Annotated in this window: 21 protein-coding genes; 9 read left to right on the top strand and 12 right to left on the bottom strand. The window is 71.6% G+C overall.

Features of this window, described 5'->3' with window-relative positions:
- The first annotated feature begins 36 nt into the window (after nucleotides 1-36).
- From BGM09_RS02245 to BGM09_RS02235, 3 genes are all read left to right on the top strand, one after another.
- On the top strand, nucleotides 37-1,305 hold the full coding sequence (locus tag BGM09_RS02245) for an ABC transporter substrate-binding protein (RefSeq protein ID WP_188279648.1): 1,269 nt from the start codon (nucleotides 37-39) through the stop codon (nucleotides 1,303-1,305).
- A gap of 131 nt (nucleotides 1,306-1,436) precedes the next feature.
- Nucleotides 1,437-2,549 (top strand): glycoside hydrolase family 15 protein, encoded by a 1,113-nt coding sequence (locus BGM09_RS02240; RefSeq protein WP_188279647.1) that lies wholly within the window; start codon nucleotides 1,437-1,439, stop codon nucleotides 2,547-2,549.
- Nucleotides 2,546-4,798, top strand: a complete 2,253-nt coding sequence (locus BGM09_RS02235) for a TIM-barrel domain-containing protein (protein ID WP_188279646.1) — start codon at nucleotides 2,546-2,548, stop codon at nucleotides 4,796-4,798. The genes BGM09_RS02240 and BGM09_RS02235 overlap by 4 nt, the downstream gene beginning before the upstream one ends.
- 29 nt (nucleotides 4,799-4,827) lie before the next feature.
- Here the strand turns inward: BGM09_RS02235 and BGM09_RS02230 are convergent, their stop codons facing one another.
- From BGM09_RS02230 to BGM09_RS02195, 8 genes are all read right to left on the bottom strand, one after another.
- Entirely contained in the window at nucleotides 4,828-6,627 is a 1,800-nt protein-coding gene (locus BGM09_RS02230; protein WP_188279645.1) for a glycoside hydrolase family 2 protein, read from the bottom strand.
- Between the two features lie 85 nt (nucleotides 6,628-6,712).
- Complete coding sequence (locus tag BGM09_RS02225; protein ID WP_188279644.1) at nucleotides 6,713-7,327, bottom strand: hypothetical protein; 615 nt, start codon at nucleotides 7,325-7,327, stop codon at nucleotides 6,713-6,715.
- 9 nt (nucleotides 7,328-7,336) lie between these two features.
- Complete coding sequence (locus BGM09_RS02220; protein WP_188279643.1) at nucleotides 7,337-8,173, bottom strand: carbohydrate ABC transporter permease; 837 nt, start codon at nucleotides 8,171-8,173, stop codon at nucleotides 7,337-7,339.
- Nucleotides 8,170-9,141 (bottom strand): carbohydrate ABC transporter permease, encoded by a 972-nt coding sequence (locus BGM09_RS02215; protein ID WP_188279642.1) that lies wholly within the window; start codon nucleotides 9,139-9,141, stop codon nucleotides 8,170-8,172. Before BGM09_RS02215 ends, BGM09_RS02220 begins: the two co-directional genes overlap by 4 nt.
- Nucleotides 9,138-10,472: an ABC transporter substrate-binding protein gene (locus BGM09_RS02210; protein WP_188279641.1), complete on the bottom strand. Its 1,335-nt coding sequence runs from the start codon at nucleotides 10,470-10,472 to the stop codon at nucleotides 9,138-9,140. The genes BGM09_RS02215 and BGM09_RS02210 overlap by 4 nt, the downstream gene beginning before the upstream one ends.
- Before the next feature lie 68 nt (nucleotides 10,473-10,540).
- Nucleotides 10,541-11,269: a cupin domain-containing protein gene (locus BGM09_RS02205; RefSeq protein ID WP_188279640.1), complete on the bottom strand. Its 729-nt coding sequence runs from the start codon at nucleotides 11,267-11,269 to the stop codon at nucleotides 10,541-10,543.
- Entirely contained in the window at nucleotides 11,263-12,189 is a 927-nt protein-coding gene (locus BGM09_RS02200) for a PmoA family protein (protein WP_188279639.1), read from the bottom strand. The genes BGM09_RS02205 and BGM09_RS02200 overlap by 7 nt, the downstream gene beginning before the upstream one ends.
- The gene (locus tag BGM09_RS02195; RefSeq protein WP_188279638.1) at nucleotides 12,186-13,334 is read right to left on the bottom strand and encodes a Gfo/Idh/MocA family protein; all 1,149 of its coding nucleotides are present in this window, start codon (nucleotides 13,332-13,334) and stop codon (nucleotides 12,186-12,188) included. Before BGM09_RS02195 ends, BGM09_RS02200 begins: the two co-directional genes overlap by 4 nt.
- Before the next feature lie 198 nt (nucleotides 13,335-13,532).
- Here BGM09_RS02195 and BGM09_RS02190 point away from each other — a divergent pair, with 198 nt between their 5' ends.
- Nucleotides 13,533-14,600 carry a LacI family DNA-binding transcriptional regulator gene (locus tag BGM09_RS02190; protein WP_188279637.1) on the top strand — a complete coding sequence of 356 codons (1,068 nt, stop codon included), beginning with the start codon at nucleotides 13,533-13,535 and terminating at the stop codon, nucleotides 14,598-14,600.
- A 51-nt stretch (nucleotides 14,601-14,651) separates the two neighbouring features.
- Here BGM09_RS02190 and BGM09_RS02185 read toward each other — a convergent pair whose 3' ends face one another.
- Nucleotides 14,652-15,911: a Gfo/Idh/MocA family protein gene (locus BGM09_RS02185; RefSeq protein ID WP_188279636.1), complete on the bottom strand. Its 1,260-nt coding sequence runs from the start codon at nucleotides 15,909-15,911 to the stop codon at nucleotides 14,652-14,654.
- 70 nt (nucleotides 15,912-15,981) lie between these two features.
- On the opposite strand from BGM09_RS02185, the gene BGM09_RS02180 reads away from it, so the two are divergent.
- The 5 genes from BGM09_RS02180 (at nucleotide 15,982) to BGM09_RS02160 (ending at nucleotide 21,952) form a co-directional block, all read left to right on the top strand.
- A complete protein-coding gene (locus BGM09_RS02180) occupies nucleotides 15,982-17,235 on the top strand; it encodes an ROK family transcriptional regulator (protein ID WP_188279635.1) in 1,254 nt (417 codons plus the stop codon).
- 139 nt (nucleotides 17,236-17,374) lie between these two features.
- Nucleotides 17,375-18,643 (top strand): ABC transporter substrate-binding protein, encoded by a 1,269-nt coding sequence (locus BGM09_RS02175; RefSeq protein WP_188279634.1) that lies wholly within the window; start codon nucleotides 17,375-17,377, stop codon nucleotides 18,641-18,643.
- 1 nt (nucleotide 18,644) lies between these two features.
- On the top strand, nucleotides 18,645-19,652 hold the full coding sequence (locus BGM09_RS02170) for a carbohydrate ABC transporter permease (RefSeq protein WP_188279633.1): 1,008 nt from the start codon (nucleotides 18,645-18,647) through the stop codon (nucleotides 19,650-19,652).
- Nucleotides 19,645-20,529 (top strand): carbohydrate ABC transporter permease, encoded by an 885-nt coding sequence (locus BGM09_RS02165; protein ID WP_188279632.1) that lies wholly within the window; start codon nucleotides 19,645-19,647, stop codon nucleotides 20,527-20,529. The genes BGM09_RS02170 and BGM09_RS02165 overlap by 8 nt, the downstream gene beginning before the upstream one ends.
- A 67-nt stretch (nucleotides 20,530-20,596) precedes the next feature.
- Nucleotides 20,597-21,952: a spherulation-specific family 4 protein gene (locus BGM09_RS02160; RefSeq protein ID WP_188279631.1), complete on the top strand. Its 1,356-nt coding sequence runs from the start codon at nucleotides 20,597-20,599 to the stop codon at nucleotides 21,950-21,952.
- A gap of 74 nt (nucleotides 21,953-22,026) precedes the next feature.
- Here BGM09_RS02160 and BGM09_RS02155 read toward each other — a convergent pair whose 3' ends face one another.
- Genes BGM09_RS02155 through BGM09_RS02145 form a run of 3 tightly spaced genes read right to left on the bottom strand, consistent with a single transcriptional unit; the run spans nucleotide 22,027 to nucleotide 25,630 of the window.
- The gene (locus BGM09_RS02155; protein ID WP_188279630.1) at nucleotides 22,027-23,760 is read right to left on the bottom strand and encodes a dipeptide ABC transporter ATP-binding protein; all 1,734 of its coding nucleotides are present in this window, start codon (nucleotides 23,758-23,760) and stop codon (nucleotides 22,027-22,029) included.
- Nucleotides 23,757-24,677 (bottom strand): ABC transporter permease, encoded by a 921-nt coding sequence (locus BGM09_RS02150; protein ID WP_188279629.1) that lies wholly within the window; start codon nucleotides 24,675-24,677, stop codon nucleotides 23,757-23,759. Before BGM09_RS02150 ends, BGM09_RS02155 begins: the two co-directional genes overlap by 4 nt.
- Entirely contained in the window at nucleotides 24,674-25,630 is a 957-nt protein-coding gene (locus tag BGM09_RS02145) for an ABC transporter permease (RefSeq protein WP_188279628.1), read from the bottom strand. Before BGM09_RS02145 ends, BGM09_RS02150 begins: the two co-directional genes overlap by 4 nt.
- Nucleotides 25,631-25,633: the final 3 nt, after the last annotated feature.

Here is a 25,633-nt window from a genome sequence, read left to right as displayed (position 1 = left end):
CGCCTACCGACTCCCCATCACCCCAAGGAATCCGCCATGCGCACCCGCCACATCACCCTCGCCACCGGTCTCGCGGCACTGGCCCTGACCAGCGCCTGCTCCCAGGGCTCCGCCACCAAGTCGACCTCGGAGAACGGCGTGACCACCGTCCGCTACATGACGTTCTCCTCCGCCCCCGACCACACCAAGGACCTCGACACGATCGTCGCCGCCTTCGAGAAGCAGAACCCCACCATCAAGATCCAGGTCCAGGCCGTTCCCTACGCCGACTACGCCACGACGCTCCAGACCTCGATCGCCGGCGGTACCGCGCCCGACACCTTCGAACTCGACCAGCAGAGCCTGGTCACCTACGCCTCCTCCGGCGCCCTGCTCGACCTGACGGACCCCGCCGCCAAGGAACCGGCCTACAACGCCTCGGCGTACGCCCCGGCCAACCTGGAAGCGGCACAGTACAAGGGCAAGCAGTACGCGCTGCCGGAGTCCTTCTCTACCGTGGTCCTCATCTACAACAAGGACCTCTTCACCAGGGCCGGCGTCCCCGTCCCCACCGCGGACTGGACCTGGAAGGACGAGCAGGCCGCCGCCCTCAAGCTCACCGACCGCGCCAAGGGCGTGTGGGGCGACTACCAGCCCATCAGCTTCAACGAGTTCACCAAGGCCCTCGACCAGGCGGGCGGCTCCTTCTTCTCCACCGACGGCGCGAGAGCCACCTTCGACAGCCCACAGGGCGTCGCCGCCGCGAGATGGCTGATCGACAAGAACAACAAGACGATGCCCGACGCAGCGAAGAGCGCGAGCACCCCCGACTTCGACACCAACCTCTTCAAGGCCGGCAAGCTCGCCATGTGGCACAACGGGAACTGGCAGTTCAGCGCCCTCAAGGACGTCCCCTTCGGCTGGGACGTGGCCGTCGAACCCGGTGACACCCACAAGGCCAGCGCGGTCTTCCAGAACTCCGTCGCCGTCTCCAAGGCCACCGCGCACTCCGGCGCGGCCTTCAAGTGGCTGAACTACCTGACCGCGTCCGACACCACCGCGAAGACGCGCGTCGACTCCTCCTGGGAACTCCCGCCGCTGTCCGACACCGACAAGGTCGCCGGATACCTCACCGCGGGCAAGCCGGCCAACCGCCAGGCCGTCTTCGACTCCCTGAAGAACCAGGCCGCCGCGCCCGTCATCGCCAAGCAGCAGCAGATGCAGGACATCATCAACAACGCCCTCACCAACGCCGCCGCCGGCCGGACGGACGTCGCCAAGGCGCTCTCGCAGGCGGCCACGCAGGTCACCGCCCTGCTGAAGTGAGACTTCGGGCGCCCGCTGGAGACCTGACACTCACGCGGGCGCCCGAACCCCCGCTCCCCGAACCCCCCGCTCCCCGCGGCCCTCCGCCACACCCGGCGACACCCGTATCGCCCGCTTAGGAGACACCAGCCTTGTCCACCTCCACGACGCAGTCACCCGGCCACGCGCGCCTCGCCCGCCGCAGCCTGGAGGTGATCACCGCCCACCAGGCCGCCTCCGGGGCGTACCCGGCCTGCCCCGGCTACGAGGTCTACCGCTACTCCTGGTTCCGCGACGGCTCGTTCGTCGCGGAGGCCGCCTCGCGGTACGGCGCGACCGGCTCCGCCGACGCCTTCCACCGGTGGTGCGCCGAGGTGATCACGGACCGTGCCTCCCGTATCGAGCGGATCATCGCCGCACGGGACGCGGGAGGACAGCCCGCCGAGGCCGATCTGCTGCCCACCCGGTACACCCTGGACGGCGCGGACACCGGGGACGTCGGCTGGTGGGACTTCCAGACCGACGGCTACGGCACCTGGCTGTGGGCGCTCACCGAGCACCTGCGGCGGCACGGCGGCGACCCGGCCCCCTACCGCGAGGCCGTCCGCCTCACCGTCGGCTATCTCGCCGCGACCTGGGACCTGCCCTGCTACGACTGGTGGGAGGAGTCCAAGGAGCACCGGCACGGGGCCACGCTCGGCGCCGTCCGCGGCGGCCTCGCGGCAGTCGGCGCGGCAGGACTCGACGCGGCTGGGCGGTGCGGACCCACGGTCAGCCGGATCGACACCCTCGTCCGCGAACAGGGCCTGTACGGCGGCGGCCTGGCGAAATGGCTGGGCGGTGCGGCGGTGGACGCGAGCCTGCTGGCCTGCCTGACCCCTTATCGCTCCGTGGACCCGGCAGGACCGGTCGCGCGCGCGACGCTCGCCGCGGTCGAACGCGACCTCGTGGAGCCGGAAGGCGGCGTGCACCGCTACCTGGAGGACGTCTTCTACGGCGGCGGCCAGTGGCCCGTGCTCGCCGGGCTGCTCGGGTGGCACTACGCGCGCGTCGGCCGTACCGGCGACGCCCTGCGCGAGCTGGAGTGGATCGCCTCGCGGTCCACCGCCGACGGACTGCTGCCCGAACAGGCCCCGGGCGTACGCCTGCTGGCGCCGGAACACCTCGCGCGGTGGGAGGAGCGCTGGGGGCCGAACGCCACCCCGCTGCTCTGGTCCCACGCGATGTACCTCATCCTCGCCCACGAACTCGGAGTCTCCGTATGATCCGCCACCGTCCGCACGGCTCCGGCCACCCCTACGAGCCGACCGACGACCAGCGCGTGCCCGTGATCCCTTCGGCGGGCGAACCGTTCGAGGTACGCGCCTCCACCGGAGCCGGTGTCGAGGCCGTGGTGTGCGAGTGGGACGCCGGTGACGGCGTCACCGCGCTGACCGCCGCCGTCGAAGGCGGGACCGGCACGGCCGGTGACAACGGCGGAGACTCCGACAGCCATCTCGCCGCGGCGGCGAGCGGCCGTGGCGACCGTACCCGCTGGGTCGTCCGGCCCGCTCCGCTCGCCGAGGGCACGGCCGCCCGTTACCGCTTCGTGGCCAGGCACCGCGACGGCCGCAGCCGCGCCACGTCCTGGCACACCGTCGCCCCCGCGGTGTGGCGCGAAGGGGCCGCGCTGCTGCGGGTCACCGCGGACACCGGCCGGCTGGTCGAAGGGTCCGCCTCCAGCCTGGTGGCCGCCGACGGCGCGGTGCTGCGGGTCCGCTTCGCGCTGCGGCTGGCGCCCGACGCGCATGTGGTCGGCTTCGGCGAGCGCTACAACGCCGTCGACCAACGCGGACACACCCTGGACGCCCAGGTCTTCGAGCAGTACAAGGGACAGGGCTTCACCACCCGTACGTACCTGCCGATGCCGTTCGCGATGGTGCTCGGCGCGGGCTCCGCCGACTCCGCCGACTCCACCGACAACTGGGCCTTCCACGTCCGCACGTCGCGACGTACCTGGTACGACATCGCGGCGAGCGACCCGGGCCTGCTGTGGATCGAGGCGCAGACCCCGCCGGACGGCGCGGTCGAGACGGTCTGCTTCGGCGGCGCGCCCCACGAGTTGCTGTCCGCCTTCCTCGACGAGGCCGGCCGCCCCGAGGAACTGCCCGACTGGGTCTTCCGCCTGTGGGCCAGCGGCAACGAATGGAACACCCAGCGACGGGTGATGGCCGAGATGGACCGCCATCGCGACGAGGACATCCCGGTCGGAGCGCTGGTCATCGAGGCGTGGAGCGACGAGGCGACCTTCACCGCCTTCCGGGACGCGAAGTACCCGGTCACGCAGGACGGCGCCCCGCACCGACTGGCCGACTTCACCTTCCCGCCGGACGGCGCCTGGCCCGACCCCAAGGGCATGGTCGACGAGTTGCACAGCCGCGACATCAAGGTGCTGCTCTGGCAGATCCCGCTGATGAAGACGCGTCCGGCGCCGCGCGGCCAGGCCGCCGCCGACGCCCGCGCGATGATCGAGCACGGGTACGCCGTCATGGAGGAGGGCGGCACGCGGCCCTACCGCAACCGCGGCTGGTGGTTCCCGCAGGCGCTGATGCCGGACCTGACCCATCCCAAGGCACGCCAGTGGTGGCTCGCCAAGCGCCGCTACCTGGTGGACGAGGTCGGTGTCGACGGCTTCAAGACGGACGGCGGCGAACACGCCTGGGGTGACGACCTGCGGTACGACGACGGCACGACAGGCGCGCTGACCAACAATCTGTTCACCGTCGAATACCCGCGCGCGTACGGCGAGTTGCTGCGTGAGTGCGGCAAGGCGCCGGTCACCTTCAGCCGCGCCGGGTTCACCGGCTCGCAGAACGCGGGCGTCTTCTGGGCGGGCGACGAGGACTCCACCTGGGACGCCTACCGGCACTCCCTCACCGCCGGCGTCACCGCCTCGGCCTGCGGCATCGTCTACTGGGGCTGGGACATCGCCGGGTTCTCCGGGGACGTCCCGGACGCCGAGCTGTACGTCAGGGCCTTCGCGGCGTCCTGCTTCATGCCGATCATGCAGTACCACTCGGAGTACAACCACCACCGGCTGCCGCTGCGCGACCGTACACCGTGGAACATCGCGGACCGCTCCGGAGACCCGAGCGTGCTGGAGATCTCCCGGAGATACACGCACCTGCGCGAGCGGCTGGTGCCGTATCTGGCGCAGGAGACCCGCACCGGCCTGGCACAGGGAAAGCCGCTGATGCGCGGGCTGTTCTTCGACGATCCCCGGGACCGGCGGATCTGGGACTTCCCCGACCAGTTCCGGCTCGGCTCCGCGCTCCTGGTCGCCCCGGTCACCGAGCCGGGCGCCACCAGCCGCGAGGTCTATCTGCCGCACGGCGACTGGGTCGACGTCTGGACCGGGCGGACCCACGCCGGAGGCCGGGTCGTCGAACGGGCCGCACCGGTGGACACCATCCCCGTGTACACGATCGCCGACCGGTGGACCGACCTGGAGCCGGTCTTCTCGACCAGCGGCTGACCTGCGCCGCGCCCGGCTCCGCCCCGACCTCATCCGAGCGTCCGCGGCCGTCCCACGATCGCGCGCACGGTCTGCGTCGGCACCTTCGGCTCCCGGTCCGCCGTGAGCAGGCCGTTGGTCTCCTGGAGGGTGTCGGTCAACTGGGTGTAGCAGAAGCCGGCCAGGCCGGAGTCGACGGCGGCGGTCACCAGAGCGTCGAGGCGCGCGGTGAAGTCCTCGTCGGTGGCCACCGTGTCGTACCCGAACCAGTTCTCGCCGTCGGCCGGTTCGAAGGTGGCGCCGCCGAATTCGCTCAGCACCACCGGCTGGCCCTGGTGGCGTACGCCCTCCAGGGTGAGCCGCTTGCCCGCGGGCCAGCGCTCGGTGAACGCGCCCTGGCGCAGGGCCGCGTGGCCGTAGCGGTCGGCCAGGACCGAGGCGTGCTGGGTGTAGTCGTGGACGCCCCAGATGTCGGCCGCCGACAGCTCCCAGCCGTCGTTGGAGACCGCGGGCCGGGTCGGGTCGAGCGCCTTGGTCAGGTGGTACAGCGCGTCCATGAAGTGCCGCTGCTCCGGCACCAGCGCCGGATTCGGCACGGACCAGGACTCGTTGACCGGAACCCAGGCGACGATCGCGGGATGGCTGAGGTCCCGGCGGATCGCCTCGGTCCACTCGTGCGCCACCCGCTCCACGGTCGGCGCGCCGAACACATAGGCCGAGGGCATCTCCTCCCAGATCAGCAGGCCGAGCCGGTCGGCCCAGTACAGGAACCGCGGATCCTCGATCTTCTGGTGGATCCGCAGCCCGTTGAGCCCCAGCTCCTTGGCGAGTTCCACGTCCCGGCGCAGCGCCTCCCCGGGCGCGGCGAGGTGGGATTCGGGCCAGTAGCCCTGCTGGAGCGCCATGCGCAGGAAGTACGGCCGGTGGTTGAGCAGGAAGACGCCGTCGTCCCAGCCGAGGTCGCGCAGGCCCAGGTAGGAGGAGACCTGGTCGAGGCGGGCTCCGTCGGCGGGGTCGGTGACCGTCACGGTGGCGTCCACCAGGTGCGGTTTCTCCGGACGCCACAGCAGGTCGTCGAGGTCCTGGCCGTGCCGCAGCGCGGGGACGGAGATGTCGAAGGCGGTCTCCTGGCCCTCGGTACGGATCCGCTGCTCGGCCAGCACCCGCTCGCCTGTGGTGAGGCGGACCGTGAGGTCGCGCGGGCCGCGCGGCCAGCGGCTGAGGCGGACCCGGCAGCCGACCCGGGCGTGGGCGACGTCGGGCAGCCAGTGCAGGACGGTGACGTGCTCCTCGGGGACCTCTTCGAGCCACACCGGCTGCCAGATCCCGGTGGTGCGCTCGTACCAGATGACGTGCGGGTCGCGCCGCCAGTCCTGCTTGCCCCGGGGCTGCGCCGCGTCCATCGGCTGGTCCTCCGCGCGGACCACGAGCACCTGCTCGCCGTCGCCGTCGAGAACGTCCGTCAGGTCGCAGGTGAACCCGGTGTGACCGCCCTCGTGCCGCCCGACCAGCCGCCCGTCCAGCCACACTTCGGCGCGGTAGTCCACCGCGCCGAAGTGCAGCAGCAGGCGGCCGGAGGCCGGCCGACGCAGATCGAGGGAACGGCGGTACCAGACCACCGGGTGGTGACCGGTGTCGTGGACGCCTGACGCCTTGGACTCGGGCGGGTACGGGACGGTGATCGTCGTGGTGAAGGGCTCGGTGACCGCCGGGTCCATCCAGCGGTCGGCGTGCCCGGTGTCGGCGTCGTCGTGGGCGAAGAGCCAGGGGCCGCAGAGGTCGTGCCAGTCGGGATCGCGGACCAGTTGCGGCCGGGGGTGACCGGCCGCGTCGAGGTGCGTGTGGGGCATGGGGCAGTGCTCCGGAGGTGGGTCTTGGCGGATGTCGGGACGCGGGCGGCGGGCGGGCGCGCCGGTCAGCGGTCGTACGGGTCGGTCAGCGGTCGTGCGGGTCGGCGCGGCGCCGCAGGTCCACGGCGGTCGCGGCGAACGCCAACGGGCCGGGCAGCAGGGGCAGGAGGACGGGCATGGCCCACAGCAGCAGCGCCGCCAGGACCACGGCTCCGGCCAGCAGGGCGGTGCCGCGCGGGTCGGTCAGGGAGCGCGCCAGCGCCTCGCGGCCCGAGAGCCGGTGCGGTCCGTCCAGGGCGACCGCGCGCAGGCCGACGGCCGCCGCGCCGAGGGCCAGCAGCATCAGGACCGGCGCCATGAGGGCCGCGCCGGGCAGCCCGGAGCGCAGCAGTTCCTCGTCGAGCAGGAACAGCACGGCGAACGCGGGCGGCGCCAGGCCCTTGAGCAGCGCGGGCACGGTCAGCCGGGCTCTCACCTCGGCCACCAGGTCGCCGAGCCGGACCTGCACGCCGCTCGCCGCGGTCCGGCGCAGTACGGCGCAGGCGGCGGAGAGCGCTGCCGGAGCCGTGACCACCGGCAGGCAGGCCACGGCGGTGACCACGCCCACCAGCAGCATGTCGGCGAAGAGGGTGAAGCCGGAGCCGAACACCTCGCCCGGCTCGCGGTGGGCCCGGCGGGAGACGACGGGTGGGTGACTCATCGGTCCTCCTCAGCTCTTCAGTCCGGAGGTGGCCATGCCCTGCACCAGGTAGCGCTGGAACACGAGGAAGAACAGCACGATGGGCAGCACGGAGATCACCGACATGGCGAACATGGGCCCGTAGGCGGAGGTGCTCGACTGGTCGATGAAGCTCCGCAGCGCCAGCGTGATCGTGGCCTTCTCCGGCGAGAGCAGGTAGATCATCTGGGCGAAGAAGTCGTTCCAGGACCAGATGAACGAGAAGATCGCGGTGGTGATCAGCGCGGGCCGGCTCAGCGGCAGGACGATGTGGAAGAACGAGCGGAACGGGCCGCAGCCGTCGATCCTGGCCGCTTCCTCCAGGTCCCTGGGCAGATTGCGCATGAACTGCACGATGAGGAAGACGAAGAACGCGTCCACCGCGAGGAATTTGGGCAGGACGAGCGGCCAGTAGGTGTTCATCATGCCGAGCTTGTTGAAGATGATGTACTGCGGGATCAGCACCACGTGCTGCGGCAGCATCAGCGTGGCCACGGTGAAGGCGAACATCGGTCCGCGCATCCGGAACCGCAGCCGCGCGAAGGCGTACGCGGCCAGCGAGCAGGACGTCACGGTGCCGATCACGGAACCGAGGCCGATCAGCATGCTGTTGCCGAGCAGCCGGGTCACCGAGACGCCCGAGACACCGTCGAGCGCGGTGGTGTAGTTGCTCCACTCGAAGTGCCGGGGCCACAGGTCGACGCTGGTCACCACCTCGTCGGCGGGCTTGACGGACGTCACCAGCAGCCAGAGCAGCGGGTAGAGCAGGGCGAGCAGCGCGATCAGGGCCACCGTGTGGGGCAGCCAGCGGCGCAGGGTCAGATTCATCGTTCCGCCTCGTCCGCGTAGAACACCCAGGACCGGGAGGTCTTGAACAGCACCGCGGTGACGGCCGCGATGGCGAGCAGCATCAGCCAGGCCATGGCCGAGGCGTAGCCCATGTGCGAGGCGGTGAAGCCGCGCTCGTACAGGTAGAGCGTGTAGAAGAGCGTCGAGTCGGCCGGTCCGCCGTTGCCGCCGCTGACGACGAAGGCGGGCGTGAAGACCTGGAAGGACTGGATCACCTCGAGCACCAGGTTGAAGAAGACCACCGGCGAGAGCATCGGCACCGTGACGGAGACGAACTGCCGCCAGGCGCCCGCCCCGTCGAGCGACGCCGCCTCGTACAGCTCCGGCGAGATCTGCTGGAGACCGGCCAGGAAGATGACCATGGGGGCGCCGAACTGCCAGACGGTCAGCAGCACCACGACATAGGTCGCCAGATGCGGATTGCCGACCCAGCCGCCGATGTGGATGCCGAAGGTGCCCAGAACGTTGTCGATCGTGCCGCCGTCGTTGAACAGCGCCCGGAACACCAGCGCGATCGACATGCTCGCGCCGAGCAGGGACGGGGCGTAGAACGCCGACCGGTAGAAACCCCGGCCCCGGCTGCTGAGCCGCTTGAGCAGCATCGCGGCGCCCAGCGCCAGGGCCAGCTTGAGCGGGACGGCGATCACCACGTACTTCAGGGTGGTCAGGACCGACCGCCAGAACCGCGGGTCGGCGGTCAGCATCTCCGAGTAGTTGCGCAGGCCCACCCAGTGCGGGGTGGAGAGCATGTCGTAACTGGTGAAGGAGAGATAGAGGGAGACCGCCATCGGCACCAGCGTCACCGCGACCGCGCCGATCATCCACGGGGTGAGGAACACATACGCGGGCCAGCGCGCCTCCCGGCCGCGGCGGGTGCGCCGGTCCGGTTCCGGTGTGTCCTCGGCCCGCCCGGCGGCCTCGGCCGCCTCGATCTGCGAGACGCTCATGACTCCAACTCCTGCTTCGCCTGGACGACCAGCTCATGGGCCGCCTTCGCGGGCGACGCCAGGCCGAACTCCACCCGCTGGTACTCGCGGACGAAGGCGCTCTGGATCGCGACGTCACCTTTGGGAGGCGCGGACGGCGGCGGCTGCACGCCGTACTTCTGCATCACCTCGTCGAACTGCCAGACCTTCAACTCCGGTCCTGTCAGCTTCCTGTTCACCTCGGCGGCGATCTTCGGGTTGGGCGGCTGGGAGCGGGTGACGCCCAGAATGTCGCCCGCCTGCGGGTCGTTGAGGAGGAAGTTCATCAACTCGGCCGCGGCCTGCGGGTGTTTCGAGTGGGCGCCGATGCCGATCAGCATCGTCGGCTTGAAGTACGACCCCGCCTTGCCGTCGATGGTGGGCACCGGCGCGAAGCGCATCGCGTGCCCGGTCGGACTGGTGAAGCCGGTGAAGGTCGCGTCCCAGGAGTAGTCCATGGCGTCCAGACCGCGGCTGAAGGCGCTGATGCCCGTCGCGTCGGCCTGCGCGCTGTCCTTGGCCGAGACCACCGCGCCCGCCTTCTGGAGCGTGTGGAAGAAGGTCCAGAAGCCGGCGAGGTCCTTCTCGGTGTAGCCGAGCTTGGTGGGGCTCGCGTAGAGCTGCTTGCCGTGGCTGCGCAACCAGTCCTCGAAGACGTCCTCGTTGCTCCCGCCGTCGTTGCCGCCCGCCACGGTCCGCCCGTCGGGGGACTTCAGCTTCAGCCCGGCGATCTTCGCACTGGCGTCGGCCCAGTCCTGCCAGGTCCACGAGGGCTGCGGCGCCGGGATACCGGCCTTGTCGAAGACGTCGGCGTCGTAGACGTAACCGGTGATCCCGCGGCCCATCGGCAGCGCGTACTGCTTTCCCGCCAGGTAGCCGGTGCGCACCAAGGACGTGTTCATCCCGGCGGTGTCGAGGGTGCCGTCCCCGACGTACCGGTCCAGGGGAAGCAGCGCGCCGCCGGAGGAGAACTGGGAGATCTGGCGGTAGTCGAGCTGCGCCAGGTCCGGTATCCCGCCGCCCGCGGCCTGGGTGGACAGCCGCTGCTTGTAGGAGCCGAAGTCGGCGTTGGACATCTGGACGCTGATGTCCGGGTGCGCCTTCTCGAACAGGTGCACCGCCTTCTCGGTACGGGCTTGGCGTTCGTCGTTGCCCCACCAGGAGAAGGTGAGGGTGATGTGACCGCCCGAGGCGCCGGAGGCGCCGCAGGAGGTGAGCGCGGCCAGCAGAACGGTGCTGCAACCGGCGGCGACCGCCGTGGCGACCGCTCGGCGGCGGAGGAACCGACGCCGGCCGCTTCGTGGCTCGGGCATGGTGGCCTTTCCGGGGTGGGTGGGTGGAGCGATGGCACGGGGCTGGAGGTGGGGACGGGCCGTACGGCTCACCCGTCGTGGTAGACGTCGAGACGCCCGCACATTCCGAACCGTCCGGTCGCGGTGGGTCCGCCGGCGTGGGTACGGGCGTCGGCCAGATGGCGCGCGTCGCCGTCACCGAGAGCGGCCAACTGGTCGCGGGTGGCGGTCACGGCCGCCTGAGCGCCCTCGCGCCAGCGGCGCTCCCAGGCGGCCAGGCGTGGCCGCACCAGCTCGGCCGCCGCGCGGTGGAAGGCGGCCAGCGGCTCCGAATCACCTGCGGCGACGGCGTCGCGCAGCTCGAAGAACCGGCGGGTGGCGAGGTCACGGCGGGCCCGCGCCGCGCCGACCAGTTCCCGCTCGCTCCCGCTGGTGGGCAGTCCGACCGCCGCCGCGTACGTCCCGGGGTCGGTCAGCCGGTCGGGCGGCAGGGTGAGGACCGCGTCGCCCGCCTCGGGGAGCCCGCCGTTCTGCATCACGACGGTGATCCGCAAATCCCCGTCGTTGACCAGCCGGTGGATGGTGCCGGGGGTGAACCAGGCCACGGTGCCCGCGCGCAGCGGGGTCTCCTCGAAACCGGCGGCGGTCAGGGTCTGCACGGCGCCCTCGCCGTCCGTCACCACGTACCCCTCGCTGCACGCCAGATGGAGGTGCGGGGTGCCGCCGCCGGGGTGGCCGTCGACGGTCGGCCAGTTGTAGACGCTCAGCCGGGAGACCGCGACCGCCCCGGGGAACCCGTCGTAGCCCGCGGTCACCACGGGTGCCGCTCCAGATGGGCGGTGACCGCGGCGCGGTCCCAGGCGCCGTCGGCGACATGGACGCGGTACGTACGGTCCAGGACCTCGCCGGGCGCCAGGACCAGCTCCTCGTGGAAGGCGAAGGACGGGGCGACCGCGGCGAACGGGTCGGTGCGCACGAACCAGTGCGCGGGGTGGGCGCCCTTCTCGCCCGCGTGGTCGTTGCCGGGCGCGTGCTCGAAGACGACGGTGGCGTGTCCGTCGCGTCCGTCGTGCTCACCGCTGTAGGCGAGCCAGGGGGCCCGCTCGCCCATCAGGTCGCGCTCGGCGCTGTCGCCGTCCGCGGTGAAGGCGTGTCCGTCGCGGAAGGCGCGCGGCCCGCGCCAGAACAGCCCGGTGTAACCGGCGTCGGGCCGCCCGGCGGTGGTGGGGCTGCCGAACCGCAACGGCTCCGAGCGCCGGTTGGTGACGGCCGAGGACCAGGTCAGGGTCCAGCTGCCGGACTCGGTGTCGGCCCGGACCTCGATCCTGCGGTCCTCCTCGGCCCAGAGCGAGCCGTCGTACGGGTGCCAGGTCAGGTGCTCGGCGATCACCACGCCGTCGGGACCCGCCGACACCTCGTCGAAGCCGGCGTGCGCCATCGAGCCGATCCGCTCGGGCAGCGCCACGTACCCCTCGCCGTGCACATACGTGTTGCCGCCCCACAGATTCTGACCCGACAGGTGCGAGGCGGTGAGCTGGAGACCCTTGTGCCAACGGTGGTCGTTCGGGCGGTAGTCGGTGACCAGGCCACCGCCGATGGTGCGGATCGGGTGGAGGTACGGCTTCGGCGCCTCCCAGGCGGCCTCCGGGCGGTACACGTAGGCGAACAGCTCGGTACCGGTGGCCCGGTGGGTCACGGTGATCCGGTCGTCGTGGACGTGGGTCAGCGACAGCGTCATACGGCCTGCTCCTCCTCGCGGGCGTCGACCGGCAGCCGGTCGGGTTCACCGCCGTGCATCGCGGCGTAGAACGGGTCGTCGGGGCCGATCTCGCCCGCCCGGACGGTGGCGTCGGTGAAGGCGGACTTGTAGAGCGCGGCGGTGAACTCCACGACCCTGCGGCCGCCCTCGCCGCCGGTCGGGTGCGGGGTTCCGGCCCGGATGTCCGCCACCAGGGCACGCAACTGCGCCAGGTGGGAACTGGGTTCGTCGGGACCGAAGTCGTTCCAGGCCAGTGCCGTCTCCTCCGGAACGCCGGGGGCGGGGGTGATCCGCCAGTCGGCGTTGCGGTAGCCGTAGAGGTGGGTGAGCTCGACGGTGGCCAGCTCGCAGTCGATCCGTATACGGCTGACCTCGTCGGGGCTGAGCACGCTGTTGACGACGGTGGCGACCGCGCCGCTAGCGAACCGGACCTGGGCGGTGGAGACGTCCTCGGTCTGCACGTCGTGCACCAGCCGGGCGGCCATCGCGCGGATCTCCCGCCACGGGCCCAGCAGGTCGAGCAGCAGGTCGTTCTGGTGGATGCCGTGCCCCATGGCGGGTCCGCCGCCCTCGGTGTCCCAACGGCCGCGCCACGGCACGGCGTAGTAGTCCGCGCCCCGGTACCAGGTGGTCTGGCAGTGCGCGACCAGCGGCCGTCCGAAGGCGCCCGCGCGCAGCAGTTCGCGGATGTGGCGGGCGCCGGAGCCGAAGCGGTGCTGGAAGACGTACGCAGCGGTGGGCGCGCCCGGCGCCCGCTCGGCGGCGGCCGTCACCGCGTCGTAGTCGGCGAGCGAGGGGCACGGCGGCTTCTCGCACCAGACGTGTGCACCGGCCCGCACCGCCGCCACCGCCTGCTCCCGGTGCAGGGATGGCGGTGTGCAGAGTACGACCAGGTCGGGGTGTACCTCGCCGAGCATGGTGTCGAGGTCGGTGAAGGCGCCCGGCACGGAGAACTCCTCGGCGGCGGCGCGGGCCGCCTCCTCGGCGACGTCGACCACGGCGACGATCTCCACCGAGCCCTCCGCCGCCACAGCGGCGAGCGCGGGCAGGTGACTTCCTCGGGCGATGGATCCGGTACCCACCACGGCGGTGCGCAGCGGGAGGTTCGGGCGGTGCGCGGACATGCGGGCCCTCTCGTGAGGCTGGAGGAGCCTCCGGCAGGGTCGGCCGGCAGGTCCCGCAGCTCGTTGTTCCAACGTTGTAACCACTGTGTGTACTGGAGGTCAACCCTTTGAGCCCGCTCGACCCGCCTCTGCGCTCATTGCCCAGACGGTCTGCGCCGAACTGCCCTACAATGAGGCGTCTCCGAGAAGGGCGAGTATGTGACAGCAGTAAGGCTCAAGGACGTCGCCGATCGTGCGGGCGTATCGGTCAAGACTGTTTCCAACGTTGTACGCGGAATGTCCCGAGTGGCCCCCGCCACCCGGGAACGCGTCATGGTCGCGGTGAGTGAGCTGGGGTACCGCCCCAACCCGTCGGCGGTACGGCTGCGCACCGGCCGCAGCGGGCTGATCGCCCTGGCGGTGCCGTTCCTGGCTACGCCCTACTTCGCCGAACTCGCCCACCACGTGCGGACCGAGGCGTCCCGGATCGGGCTCACCGTCCTGATCGAGGAGACGCTGGGCGACGCCCGCGAAGAGCTGCGGCTGGCCACCGGCCTCGGCGCGGCCCTGCTCGACGGAGTGATCCTCTCCCCGCTCCGGGTGCCCTTCGGCCAACTCGCCGCCACCACGGCCGGTTTCCCGCTGGTGCTGCTGGGCGAGCGCGAGGACGGCCGGGAGCAACTCCGCGCCGACCACGTCCTGATCGACAATGTGGCCGCCGCCCGCGAGGCCACCGCCCACCTGGTCTCGCTCGGCCGGACGCGGCTCGCCGCCGTCGGCGTGGACCGGCAGGGCTCGGCGACCAGCAGGCAGCGCCTGGAGGGCTTCCAACTGGCCCTGCACGAGGCGGGTCTGTCCTTCGATCCCCGACTCGCGCCGCAGGTAGGGGAGTTCGACCGGCGCAGCGGGCTGCGGGCGGGCCGCGCCCTGGCCGCCCTGCCCGCCGGGAGCCGCCCGGACGCGGTGTTCTGCTTCAACGACATGCTGGCCGTCGGCGCGATCCGCGCCTTCCACGAGGCCGGTCTCGCCGTGCCGGGGGACATCGCCGTCGCCAGCGTCGACGGCAGCGAGGAGGGCCGCTACGCCACTCCCTCGCTGACGACGGTGGTGCCCGACAAAGCGGCCATCGCCTCGCTGGCCGTCACGTCGCTGGCCGGCCGGATCGGCGCGGCGACCCCGCCGGGGCACGCGGTGCACGTGGCCCCGTACCGGCTGGAGGTGGGGGAGTCCACGACGGGGGTGCGGCGTCCGGTGGCCGACTGGCCGACTGGCCGACTGACCGACTGACCGACGGTGGCGCGCGGGTCGGACTTCTGCGGGGCGCCGGTGCGCGGTCGCTCAGACCGCGGACGCGAGCGCGACGACGGTGCCGGTCGTCCTGGCCTCCTCCGCGGCCCACACCACGCGGTGGCTGGCCAGACTCGCCGCCGCGTCGGACTTCAGGACGCCGCCGTCTCCGGTGGCGACCGCCTCCAGGAAGGCGTCCATCAGCGCCTCGTCGCCCCCGCCGTGGCCGTCCGCGGCCGAGGCTCCGGCGGTGGTGCTGGTGTCCACGACGCCCTCCTCACCGGTACGGAAGTCGACCGTCCTGATGGTCACGCCGTCGCCGTCGAGATAGCCGTGGGTGCCCAGCAGCCGGGTCCTGCGGTGCTCCTGCGGGGTGAAGGCGCTCATCGTGAACGAGCAGGTGGCGCCGTCGTCGAACTCCATCGAGACCACCTGGTGGTCGACGACGTCGTTGTCGCACGCGTAGACGCAGCGCCCGTAGGGACCGGTGCGCAGCGCCTCCAGGACGCCGGACTCGGTGTGGTCCTCGGTGACCGCTGACAGCGGCCAGTAGCGCCGCTCCGGGTCCTCAAGACAGTCCAGGTACAGGCGCTTGGCCGAGTACGGGCAGGTGCTCTCGATCGGGCAGTCCGTGCAGCGAGCGGCGGCCCCCGCGGGCGCCGCCTCGGCCCGGAAGTGGGTGAGACTGCCGAAGGAGCTGACCCGGCGCGGCGAGCGGCCGAAGAGATACACCAGCCAGTCGATGTCGTGGCACGACTTGGTCAGCAGCATCGGCGCCGAGGTGTCCGAGCGGCGCCAGTTGCCCCGGACGAACGAGTGCGCCTGGTGCCACCAGCCGACCGGCTCCAGGTGCTGGACGCTGACCAGACGGCCGATCGCGCCCTCGTCCAGCATCCGCTTGAGCGTCCGCGTGTACGGGGTGTACCGCAGCACATGGCAGACGGCGAGCATGATCTTGTTCCGCTCGGCGGCCTCCGCGATCTCCGCGGACTCGGCCTCGGTGGTGGCCATCGGCTTCTCCAGGAGCACGTGATAGCCGAGGTCCGCCAGCGCGACGGCCGGTTCGGTGTGCTGTCTGTCCTGGGTGGCCACGATCGCGGCGTCGGCGAGCCGGCCGGCCGCCGCCAGTTCCGACCAGTCGGCGTACACCCGGTCCTGCGGGACGGCGAATTCCTCGGCCGCGGCGGCGCGCCGCACCGGATCGGGTTCGGCCAGTGCCACCACCCGCCCTGTGCCGGTGACCTGCGCGTGGCGTGCGTAGGTCTGTCCGCGCAGCCCGGCGCCGACGAGAGCTAGAGTCACCCGAGACATAGGATCCTTTCCTATTTATCATGGACTCTCTCATTATTAAGCGCGCAGCAACCAAACTCAAGGGGATGTCGTGACCGAGACTCCGAGCGGCGGCGACCTCTCCCGGCTCCGGCAGCTCAACTCCCTCGCCGTGCTGGGGGAGTTGAGGTCCGCTCCGGCGACGACCCTGACCGAGCTGTCCCGGCGGACCGGGCTGTCGCGCGCCTCCACGGAGGACGTGGTGCGCGAGTTGCTGGACAACGGCTGGCTGGCGGAGGTGCCCGCCGCGGCCGGGATGGTGGGCAGGCCCGCCCGGCGGTTCAGGTTCCGCGCCGACGCGGGCCGCGTGCTCGGCGTGGACATCGGCGGCCACAAGATCCTGGCGCTGGTGGCGGACCTGGACGGAACGGTGCTGCACAGCGCCCGGGTCGCGGTGGCGCCGGCCATGGGCCGCAAGGAGCGGCTGGCCGCACTGGACGGCGCGGTGGCCGGAGCGCTCGCGGGCGGCGGGCTGACCACCGACGACCTGTGGGCGACGGGCGTGGCCACCACAGGACTGGTGGACGGCGCGGGCAGGGTGATGCTCTCCGAGGCGCTGCCGGAGTGGACCGGTGTGGACGTCGGAGCGCATCTGCGCCGCCTGGTCGGCGGCCCGGCACTGGTCGAGAACGACAGCAAGCTGGCCGCGCTGGCCGAGTCGTGGTGCGGGGCGGCGCGGTACGCCAAGGACGTGGTGGTGATCCTCGCGGGCCTGCGGACCGGCGCCGGGCTGATCATCGACGGCAAGCTGCACCGCGGCTTCGGCAACGCGGCCGGAGAGATCGGAGCACTGCCCGCTTCGGGCTGGATCAGGGCGCAGGAGCACCTGCGCGCGTGGCCGCCGCAGGCCGGTCCCGCGCCGGATCGGACCGGGTCGCCGGGGCCGCGCCGGGATACCGGTGCGCAGGCAGACAAGGCGGCGGACAGGGCGGACAAGGCGGCTGACCAGGAGGCCGCGGCCGAGGCGGTGTTCGAGGCGGCGCGGGCGGGCGACCGCAAGGCCGCGGCGGTGGTACGGCGCTACGTACGGGACGTGGCCGTCGGGACGGCGGCGCTGGTGCTGACCCTGGACCCCGAACTGGTGGTGATCGGGGGCGGTTTCTCCCGGTCGGCCGACCTCATCGCGGAGCCGCTGCGGCGCGAGCTGGACCGCTGGTGCATCCGCACGCCCGAGGTGCGGATCTCCGAGTTCGGCGACGAGGGGGTGGCGCTGGGCGCGCTGCGGCTGGCCCTGGACCACGTGGACCGGCAACTGCGCGAACGGCACGAACTGGGCGGCGTGGAGCACTTCTCCCGCCGCGTCTGACCGGGCGCGAAGGCCGCTGAGAGGAATTCTTCACCTCACGGGTCTTGACTTAATTTCCATGGACTCCATGATTAATGCCACTTGACGACTCCGGCTGACGGTCCACCGCCGGGGCGTGTGGATCCTGGGAGGGCCCGGTATGCGGAAGTCGGTGCGATGGAGTTCGGTGGCGCTCGGGGTGGTGCTGGCCGCCTCAGCCTGTTCGTCGGGCGGGAGCGGCTCGGACGCGAGTGGTTCGGGCGGCAAGGTCACCTTGTCGTACGGGGTGTGGGACGCGACGCAGAAGACGGCCATGGAGCAGCTCGGCCGCGAATTCACCCGCACCCACCCCGACATCACGGTGAAGGTCCAGCTCACCCCGTGGGCCGACTACTGGACCAAGCTCAAGGCGTCCGCCACCGGCGGCTCCGCCCCTGACGTCTTCTGGATGAACGGCCCCAACTTCCAGCTCTACGCCTCCAACGGCGTGATCCGCCCGCTGGACGACGGCATCGCCAAGGACAAGACCGACCTGTCCGCCTACCCCGAGCAGTTGGTCGACCTGTACACGTACCAGGGCAAGCACTACGGCCTGCCGAAGGACCTGGACACGGTCGGCGTCTGGTACAACAAGGCGCTCTTCGACGCCGCCAAGGTCCCCTACCCGAAGGCCGGTTGGACCTGGAGCGACTTCCGGAAAGCGGCGGCGGAGCTGACAGACACGAGCAAGGGCCAGTACGCCACCGGCGCGGAGCTGACCAGCTTCCAGGAGTACCAGTACAACACCATTGCCCAGGCCGGCGGCTATGTGATCTCACCGGACGGCAAGAAGTCCGGCTACGCCGATCCGAAGACGATCGAGGGCCTGCGCTTTTGGACCGACCTGATCCAGAAGAAGCAGTCGCCCGACCTGAAGACCATGACGGACACCGCGCCGCTCCAGCTCTTCGAGGCGGGCAAGCTCGCGATGTACTGGGGCGGGTCGTGGGACTCCCTGGAGTTCGGTAGCAACGCCTACACCAAGAACCGGGTCGACGTCGCCCCGCTGCCCAAGGGCGAGAAGCAGGCGACGATCATCCACGGCCTCGCCAACGTGGTCTCGGCGAAGACCGGACACGCCGACCAGGCATGGCAGTTCGTGAACTTCCTCGGCTCCAAGACGGCCGCCGAGATCCTGGCCAAGTCCGGTGCGATGCCGGCGTACAACGGCACGCAGGGCGCCTGGATCGCCGCCTACCCGCAGTTCCACCTCCAGACCTTCCTCGACGAGGTGCCGTACGGCGTCCCCTACCCGGTCTCGAAGAACACCGCCGCCTGGAACGAGGCCGAGCTGACGTACCTCACCAAGGCGTGGAACGGCCAGGAGTCGGTGGACAAGGCGGCGCGCGGGCTGGCCGCGGCGATGGACGACCTGCTCGCCAAGGAGTGACATGACCCTCACGTCCACCCCCGGCGCCACCGCCGGGGACGTGCAGGCGGCCACCGGCGCCCGGCCGCGGACCGGGCGGCTGTCGCGGCTGCCCGGCCGGTTCCGGCGACCGCGCCGCGACCGCGTCACCGAGGCGCTGTGGGGCTACGCTTTCATCGCGCCGACGGGCCTCGGCCTCGCGGTCTTCTACCTGTGGCCGGTCGTGCAGACCGCGTATTTCTCGTTCACCCGCTGGGGCGCCTTCGGCGGGCACACGTGGAGCGGGCTGGACAACTACCACCGGATGCTGCACGACGGCGAGTTCGGCCGGGCACTGGTCAACACCCTCGCCTACACCGGGCTCGGACTGCTGTCGATCCCGCTGGCGATCGTCTTCGCGGCGCTGCTCAACCGCCGCGGCCTGCGCGGCATCGGCGTCTACCGCACCTTGTTCTTCCTGCCGGTGGTCACCATGCCGGTGGCGGTCGGCATGGTGTGGCGCTGGCTCTACAACGGCGACTACGGGCTGATCAACTACCTGCTGTCGCTGGTCGGCATCGACGGCCCGAACTGGGTGGCCGACCCTCGGGTGGCGCTGTACGCCCTGGTCGTGGTGGGCGTGTGGAGCAGCATCGGCTACAACCTGGTGATCTTCCTGGCCGGGATGCAGGCGATCCCGCGCGAGTACTACGAGGCCGCCGAGATCGACGGCGCGGGCCCGCTGCGGCAGTTCCGCTCGGTCACCCTGCCGCTGCTCTCGCCGACCGCGTTCTTCGTCTCGGTGATCTCGGTCATCGGCTCGCTCCAACTGTTCGACCTGGTCTACGTGATGGCCGGATCGGGCGCCGCGGCCCGCTCCAACCCGGCGTTCCCGCGCCTGGAGACGGTCGTGCAGCTCTTCTACGACCGCGCGTTCGTCACCAACGACCGCGGCTACGCGGCGGCGATCGTGATGGTCCTGCTGCTGATCATCGTCGCGCTGACGGCCCTTCAGTTCCGCTTGCAGAAGAGGTGGGTGCAGTATGGCTGAGGTCCACACGGCCGACCGGGCCGCGGACCGGCCCGCACGCCGCTCCCGGCACGGACGCCGCTCCCGGCACGGACGCCATCGGCTCGTGCACACCGTGCTGATCGCGGCGTCGCTGGCGATGGTCGCCCCGTTCCTCTGGCAGATCGTCACCTCCCTCAAGTCGCTGAGCGACGCCACCCATGTTCCGCCCTCGCCGCTGCCCGGCGGGCACTGGGACAACTACGGCAAGGTCTTCGACCTGCTGCCGTTCGGCCGGCAGTTCCTCAACACGCTGCTGATGTCGCTCGGGCGCACGCTCGGCCAGGTGGTGCTGTGCCCGATGGCCGCCTACGCCTTCGCGCGGCTGCGCTTCCCCGGCCGCGGGATGCTCTTCGGGCTGTTCCTGTCGGTGCTGATGGTGCCGCCGCAACTGTTCATCATCCCGCAGTACCAGATCATGTCCGACCTCGGCTGGCTCAACAGCCTTCAGGCGCTGATCCTGCCCGGCATGTTCAGCGCGTTCGGCGTCTTCCTGCTCCGGCAGTCGTTCCTGGCCCTGCCCAAGGAGCTGGAGGAGGCGGCGCGCATCGACGGCGCGGGGCCGTGGCGGATCTACTGGTCGGTGATGCTGCCGCTGGTCCGCCCCGGACTCGTCGCGCTGGCGGTGCTCGGGCTGCTGTGGTCCTGGAACGACCTGTTCTGGCCGCTGGTGGTCAACACCGACCCGGACAAGATGACCCTGTCCGCCGGACTGGCCTCGCTCCAGGGGCAGTTCCAGACCGATTACCCCGTGCTGATGGCCGGATCGCTGCTCGCCTCCCTCCCGGTCATCGCCGTCTTCGTTCTCCTGCAACGGCAGTTCGTGCAGGGAATCGCGCACACCGGGGTCAAGGGCTGACGCTTCCTGTCCCCCCCTTGTCCCACCCCCTGTTCGTGCAACCCCCCCACCGTCGAAAGGGGATCACATGTCCCTCATCCGATCACTCGCACGCACCCGGTCGCGGCATCGCCTCACCGCCGCGCGCCGGACCAGGGCCGCCGTGGGCGCGGCGGCCGCCGCCGCGCTCGCGCTGACCGTGTTCGGCACGCTGTCGGGCCAGGCGAGCGCGGCAGCCGGGGCGCAGCATCTGGCCGTACCCGCGTACTTCAACCCCTCGGACGCCGCCGGCCGCGCCTTCTGGACCCAGATCGACCAGGCGGGGTCCCGGGTCGGCATCGCCGTCGCGAACCCCTCCAACGGGCCCGGCACCGCGGTCGACAGCGGCTACGCCTCGGCCGTGAACGCGGCGGCCGGGGCCGGGGCGAAGGTGCTCGGCTACGTCGACACCGGCTACTTCGGCACCACAGGGCGTACCACCCGCGGCGGACAGACCAGCGTCGCCGCGTGGACCGCGCAGATCAACGCCGACGTGGCCAACTGGTACTCCTGGTACGGCTCTTCGGGCCTCGCGGGCATCTTCTTCGACGACGCCCTGGGTGACTGCGGCTCGGGCAACGCCCACGTGAACCTCTACAGCGGCATCAACTCCACCACCAAACAGGCCCACCCGGGCGCCCTCACCGTGGACAACCCCGGTTCGCCCGCCGAGTCCTGCTACGCGTCGGCGGCCGACGTGCTGGTGATGTTCGAGAACACCTACAGCGTCTACGCCTCCTGGACCGCGCCCGACTGGGAGCTGAACTACGCCAACCCCGACAAGTTCTGGCACCTGGTCTACGACACCCCGGCGCAGGCCGACATGGACAACGCGGTCGCGCTGAGCAAGCAGCGCAACGCCGGTTATCTGTACGTCACCCCGGACAACCTGCCGAATCCGTGGGACACCCTGCCCACCGGCGCGTACTGGTCCGACGAACTGGCGAAGGCCGGTGCCGCCGGATCGGGCGGGTCCGGGGGCACCGGCGGCACCGGCGGGGGCACCGGGTGCACCACCACCGCGGGCTCCGGCGCCATCACCTCGTACTCGGCGTGCGCCTCGGCGGGCACGGCCGTCTTCAAGGCCACCTTCAACAGCTCCGAGAGCTTCCACCACGTCTTCATCAACACCGACGGCAACACCGCGACCGGCTACCAGGCGCCCGCGCCGTCGTCCTCGCCGCTCGGCGCGGACTACATGATCGAGAACGGCTCGCTCTACCGCAGCACCTCGACCGGCTGGGCGTGGGCCGCCGCCACACCGGCCCCGACCACCACGGTCAGCGGCTCGACGTACACCTGGACGCTGCCGCTGAGCGCCCTCGGCTCACCGAGGGGCACCCAGCAGGTGGAGTTCAACGCCGGCTCCGCCTACACGCCGGTGATCTCCTTCAGCGCGGGCTAGGCGTATCGACCCGCGGCGTTGTTGTCGTCCGTGCCCGGTCCGCGATGTGCTGCGGACCGGGCACGGGCGATCGGTCACCGGACGAGGCTGCCCGGGACGGAGGCCAGCAGTTCCCGTGTGTACGGGTGGGAGGGCGCGGCGAAGAGCTCCTGCGTCGTGCCGCTCTCGACGAGCCTTCCCGCCCGCATGACGCCGACGCGGGAGGCGATCTGGCGGACGACGGCCAGGTCGTGCGAGATGAAGAGATAGCTGAGACCGAGCTGGTCCTGGAGACCGGCGAGCAGGTCCAGGATCTGCGCCTGTGACGACACGTCGAGCGCGGAGACGGGCTCGTCGCAGACCACCAGGTCCGGGTCCAGTGCCAGGGCGCGGGCGATCGCGACCCGCTGACGCTGGCCGCCGGACAGCTCGCGGGCGCGTCGGCCCAGGAACGCGGCGGGCAGCCGGACCAGGTCCAGCAGAGCCGCCGCCCGCCGGGCGCGTTCGGCGCGACCGCCGATCCGGAAGGCCCGCAGCGGCTCGCAGACGATCTCCGCGATGGACATCCGGGGGGACAGCGAGGCGTACGGACTCTGCTGGACGATCTGCATACGGCGGCGCAGCCGGCGCAGCTCACCGCCGTCGAGGCCGGTGATGTCCCGCCCGTCGAAGGTGATCCGCCCGGAGGTCGGCTCGGTGAGCCGTACGAGCATCCGCGCCGTCGTCGACTTGCCCGAGCCCGATTCGCCGACGAGGGCGACGGTCTCGCCCCGGCCGATCCGCAGGCTGACGCCGTCGACCGCCCGTACGCCGAGGCTCAGGTCCCCTCGACGGCCGGGGTACTCCTTGACCAGGTCCTCGGCCACCACCAGGTCGTCCGCCGGGACCGATTCCTCGGCCACGAGCGGCGCTTTCCCCGCGATCGGGTCAGACCCGTACGCCCGCTCCCGAACGGCCGGGAACGCGGCCCGTGACCGGGCCAGAGCCGGTACGCGCGACCGGGCCGGACTCGGGGCCGCTGCGAGCAGACCGCGGGTGTAGGGGTGCTCCGGTTGTTCGAGCACCTGCCGTACGGGTCCGGTCTCGACGACCTCGCCGCGCGACATGACACTCACCCGGTGCGCCCGGTCCGCCGCGACCCCGAGGTCGTGGGTGATCAGCAGCACCGCGATGCCCCGGTCCCGGGTCAGCGTGTCGATGTGGTCGAGGATCGTCCGCTGGACGGTGACGTCCAGCGCGCTCGTGGGCTCGTCCGCGATGACCAGCCGGGGCCGCGCGGCCAGTGCGATGGCGATCAGCACCCGCTGGCGCATGCCGCCGGACAGTTCGTGCGGGTACTGGCGCGCGACCCGGACCGGGTCGGGCAGCCCCGCCTCGCCGAGCAGGTCGAGCGCCTGCCGGGCCGCCCCCGCCCGGTCGGCGAGCCGGTGGATGAGCAGCGCCTCGGCCACCTGGGATCCGACCCGCCGCACGGGATTGAGCGACAGCGTCGGGTCCTGCGGGATCAGGCCGATCTCCCGGCCCCTGAGCCCGCGCAGCCCCGTCTCCCCGGCGCGCGCCACGTCGGCGCCGTCGAAGAGGACGGCCCCCGCGTCGAGCGAGCCGCCGCGCGGCAGCAGCCCCGTCACCGCGAGCGCCGCCGTGCTCTTGCCCGAGCCCGACTCGCCGACCAGGGCGACCACTTCGCCCGGCTGTACGGTCAGGTCGATGCCGCGGACGGCGGGCACGGTTGCGGTGCGGGTGCGGTAGGAGATCCGCAGACCCCTGATGTCGAGCAACGGCCCCGCGGACGGCGTGGATCCGCCGTCCGCCGGTGTCGGGTGTGTCATCGGTCCTCCGTGTCTTCGCCGTCGAGGGAGCGGGCGATGCGATTGGCGGCGAGCACGGTGGCGGCGATCACGAGCCCCGGCAGGGTGGTGAGCCACCAGGCCGTGGCGAGGTAATTGCGGCCGTCCGAGACCAGCGAGCCCCACTCCGGCGCCGGGGGCTGCGCGCCGTAGCCGAGAAACGACAGCGAGGACACCTGGAGGATGACCGCGCCGAAGTCGACGGCCGCGTAGACCAGTACGGGACCGGCCGCGTTCGGCAGCACGTGCCGCCACAGCACCGCGGGCCATCGGGTGCCCGAGGCCCGCGCCGCCTCCACGTAGCCGGACCCCGCGACCTTGAGCACCTCGGCGCGCATGATCCTGGTGAAGGTCGACACGCTGGTCACCCCCACGGCGAGGGCCACCTCGACGGTGCCGAATCCCAGCGCCGTCACCAGGGCGAGCGAGAGCAGCAGGCCGGGGATGGACAGCAGGACGTCGGTGAGCCGGGTCAGCGTGTCGTCCACGACCCCGCCGAGGTAGCCGGCGAGCAGCCCCGCCAGCGACCCGACGACGAGTCCGACCAGCACGGCAAGCCCGCTCGCCTGGAGGGTGAGCAGGGAGCCGTGCACGACACGGGCGAAGACGTCGCGGCCCAACTGGTCGGTGCCGAAGAGGTGCTCTCCGCTCGGCGCCGCGAGCTTGTCCCGCGGCGCGGCGGCCAGCGGATCGCGGGAGGTGAGCAGCCTGGGGAAGAACGCGGTCGGCAGCAGCACCGGGATCAGCAGCACCGACAGCAGCAGCCCCGGCCGTGTCAGCCAGAACCGCGCGTACCGGCGGAGCCGGGACCGCGGGTGCGGCGGTTGCGCGGGCTCGGCGCGGGTCAGGTCCGCGCCGGGCCCCGCGGTGTCCGCGTCCGGGAGGCGCAATTCCGTCATGTCCGCACCGTCGGCTTCCTCGTCGCGGTGATCCGCGGGTCCAGCAGGGGCAGGAGCAGGTCGACGGCGAGAGTCGTCAGGACGAAGGTGACGGCGCCGAGGACGACGACACCCTGGACGACCGGGATGTCCTGGGCCGTCACCGCCGCGGCCGTCTCACGTCCTATCCCGGCACGGGCGAAGACGCTCTCCACGACCACCGCCCCGGCCAGGAGATTGCCGATCATGATGCCGACCAGGGTCAGCGGGGCGATCGACGCGTTGCGCAGGGCGTGGCCGAACAGCACCCGCCGCCGGTTCGCCCCCTTGGCCAGGGCCGTCTGGACGTACGGCTCCGCCAGCGCCGTACGCAGACTCTTGGCGAGAACCTGCGCGATGAGCGCGGCACCGGGCAGCGCGAGCGTGACGGACGGCAGGACCAGGGAGTCCAAGCCCTCGTCGCCGAAGGCCGGGAAGACATGCCAGCGGAACGAGAACAACTGGACCAGCACCAGCCCCACCCAGAAGGTCGGCGCGGACACCCCCAACGCCGGTAAGGACAGCAGGAACTGACGCAGCGGCCCGCTCCGCGTCCAACTGGCCAGCAGTGCCACGGCGCTGCCCAGCACCAGCGCCAGCAGCAGCGCGCAGACGGCCAGTTGGACGGTGGTCGGGAGGTCGTGGGAGAGCAGCCGGGTCACCGGGACGCCGTTCCGCACCGACCGCCCCAGGTCGCCGTGCAGGGCATGGAGCAGCCTGGTGCCGTACTGCTCGGCCAACGGCTGGTCCAGGCCGTACTGATGGCGCAGTGCCCGGGTCTGCGCCGGGGTGACCGTACTGGCGTCACCGCCGCCCGCCGCCATGATCGTCGCCGGGTCGCCGGGCAGCAGGAACAGCACGCCGAAGGACACCGTGTAGGCGGCCCACAGCACGAACACGGCCTGGAGCAGCCGCCGCAGGAGATAGGTCCTCATCGT

Origin of the sequence: Streptomyces sp. CBMA29 (genome assembly GCF_014596445.1) — a bacterium.
Classification (GTDB): Bacteria; Actinomycetota; Actinomycetes; order Streptomycetales; family Streptomycetaceae; genus Actinacidiphila.
This window is presented reverse-complemented; position numbering and strand designations above follow the sequence as displayed.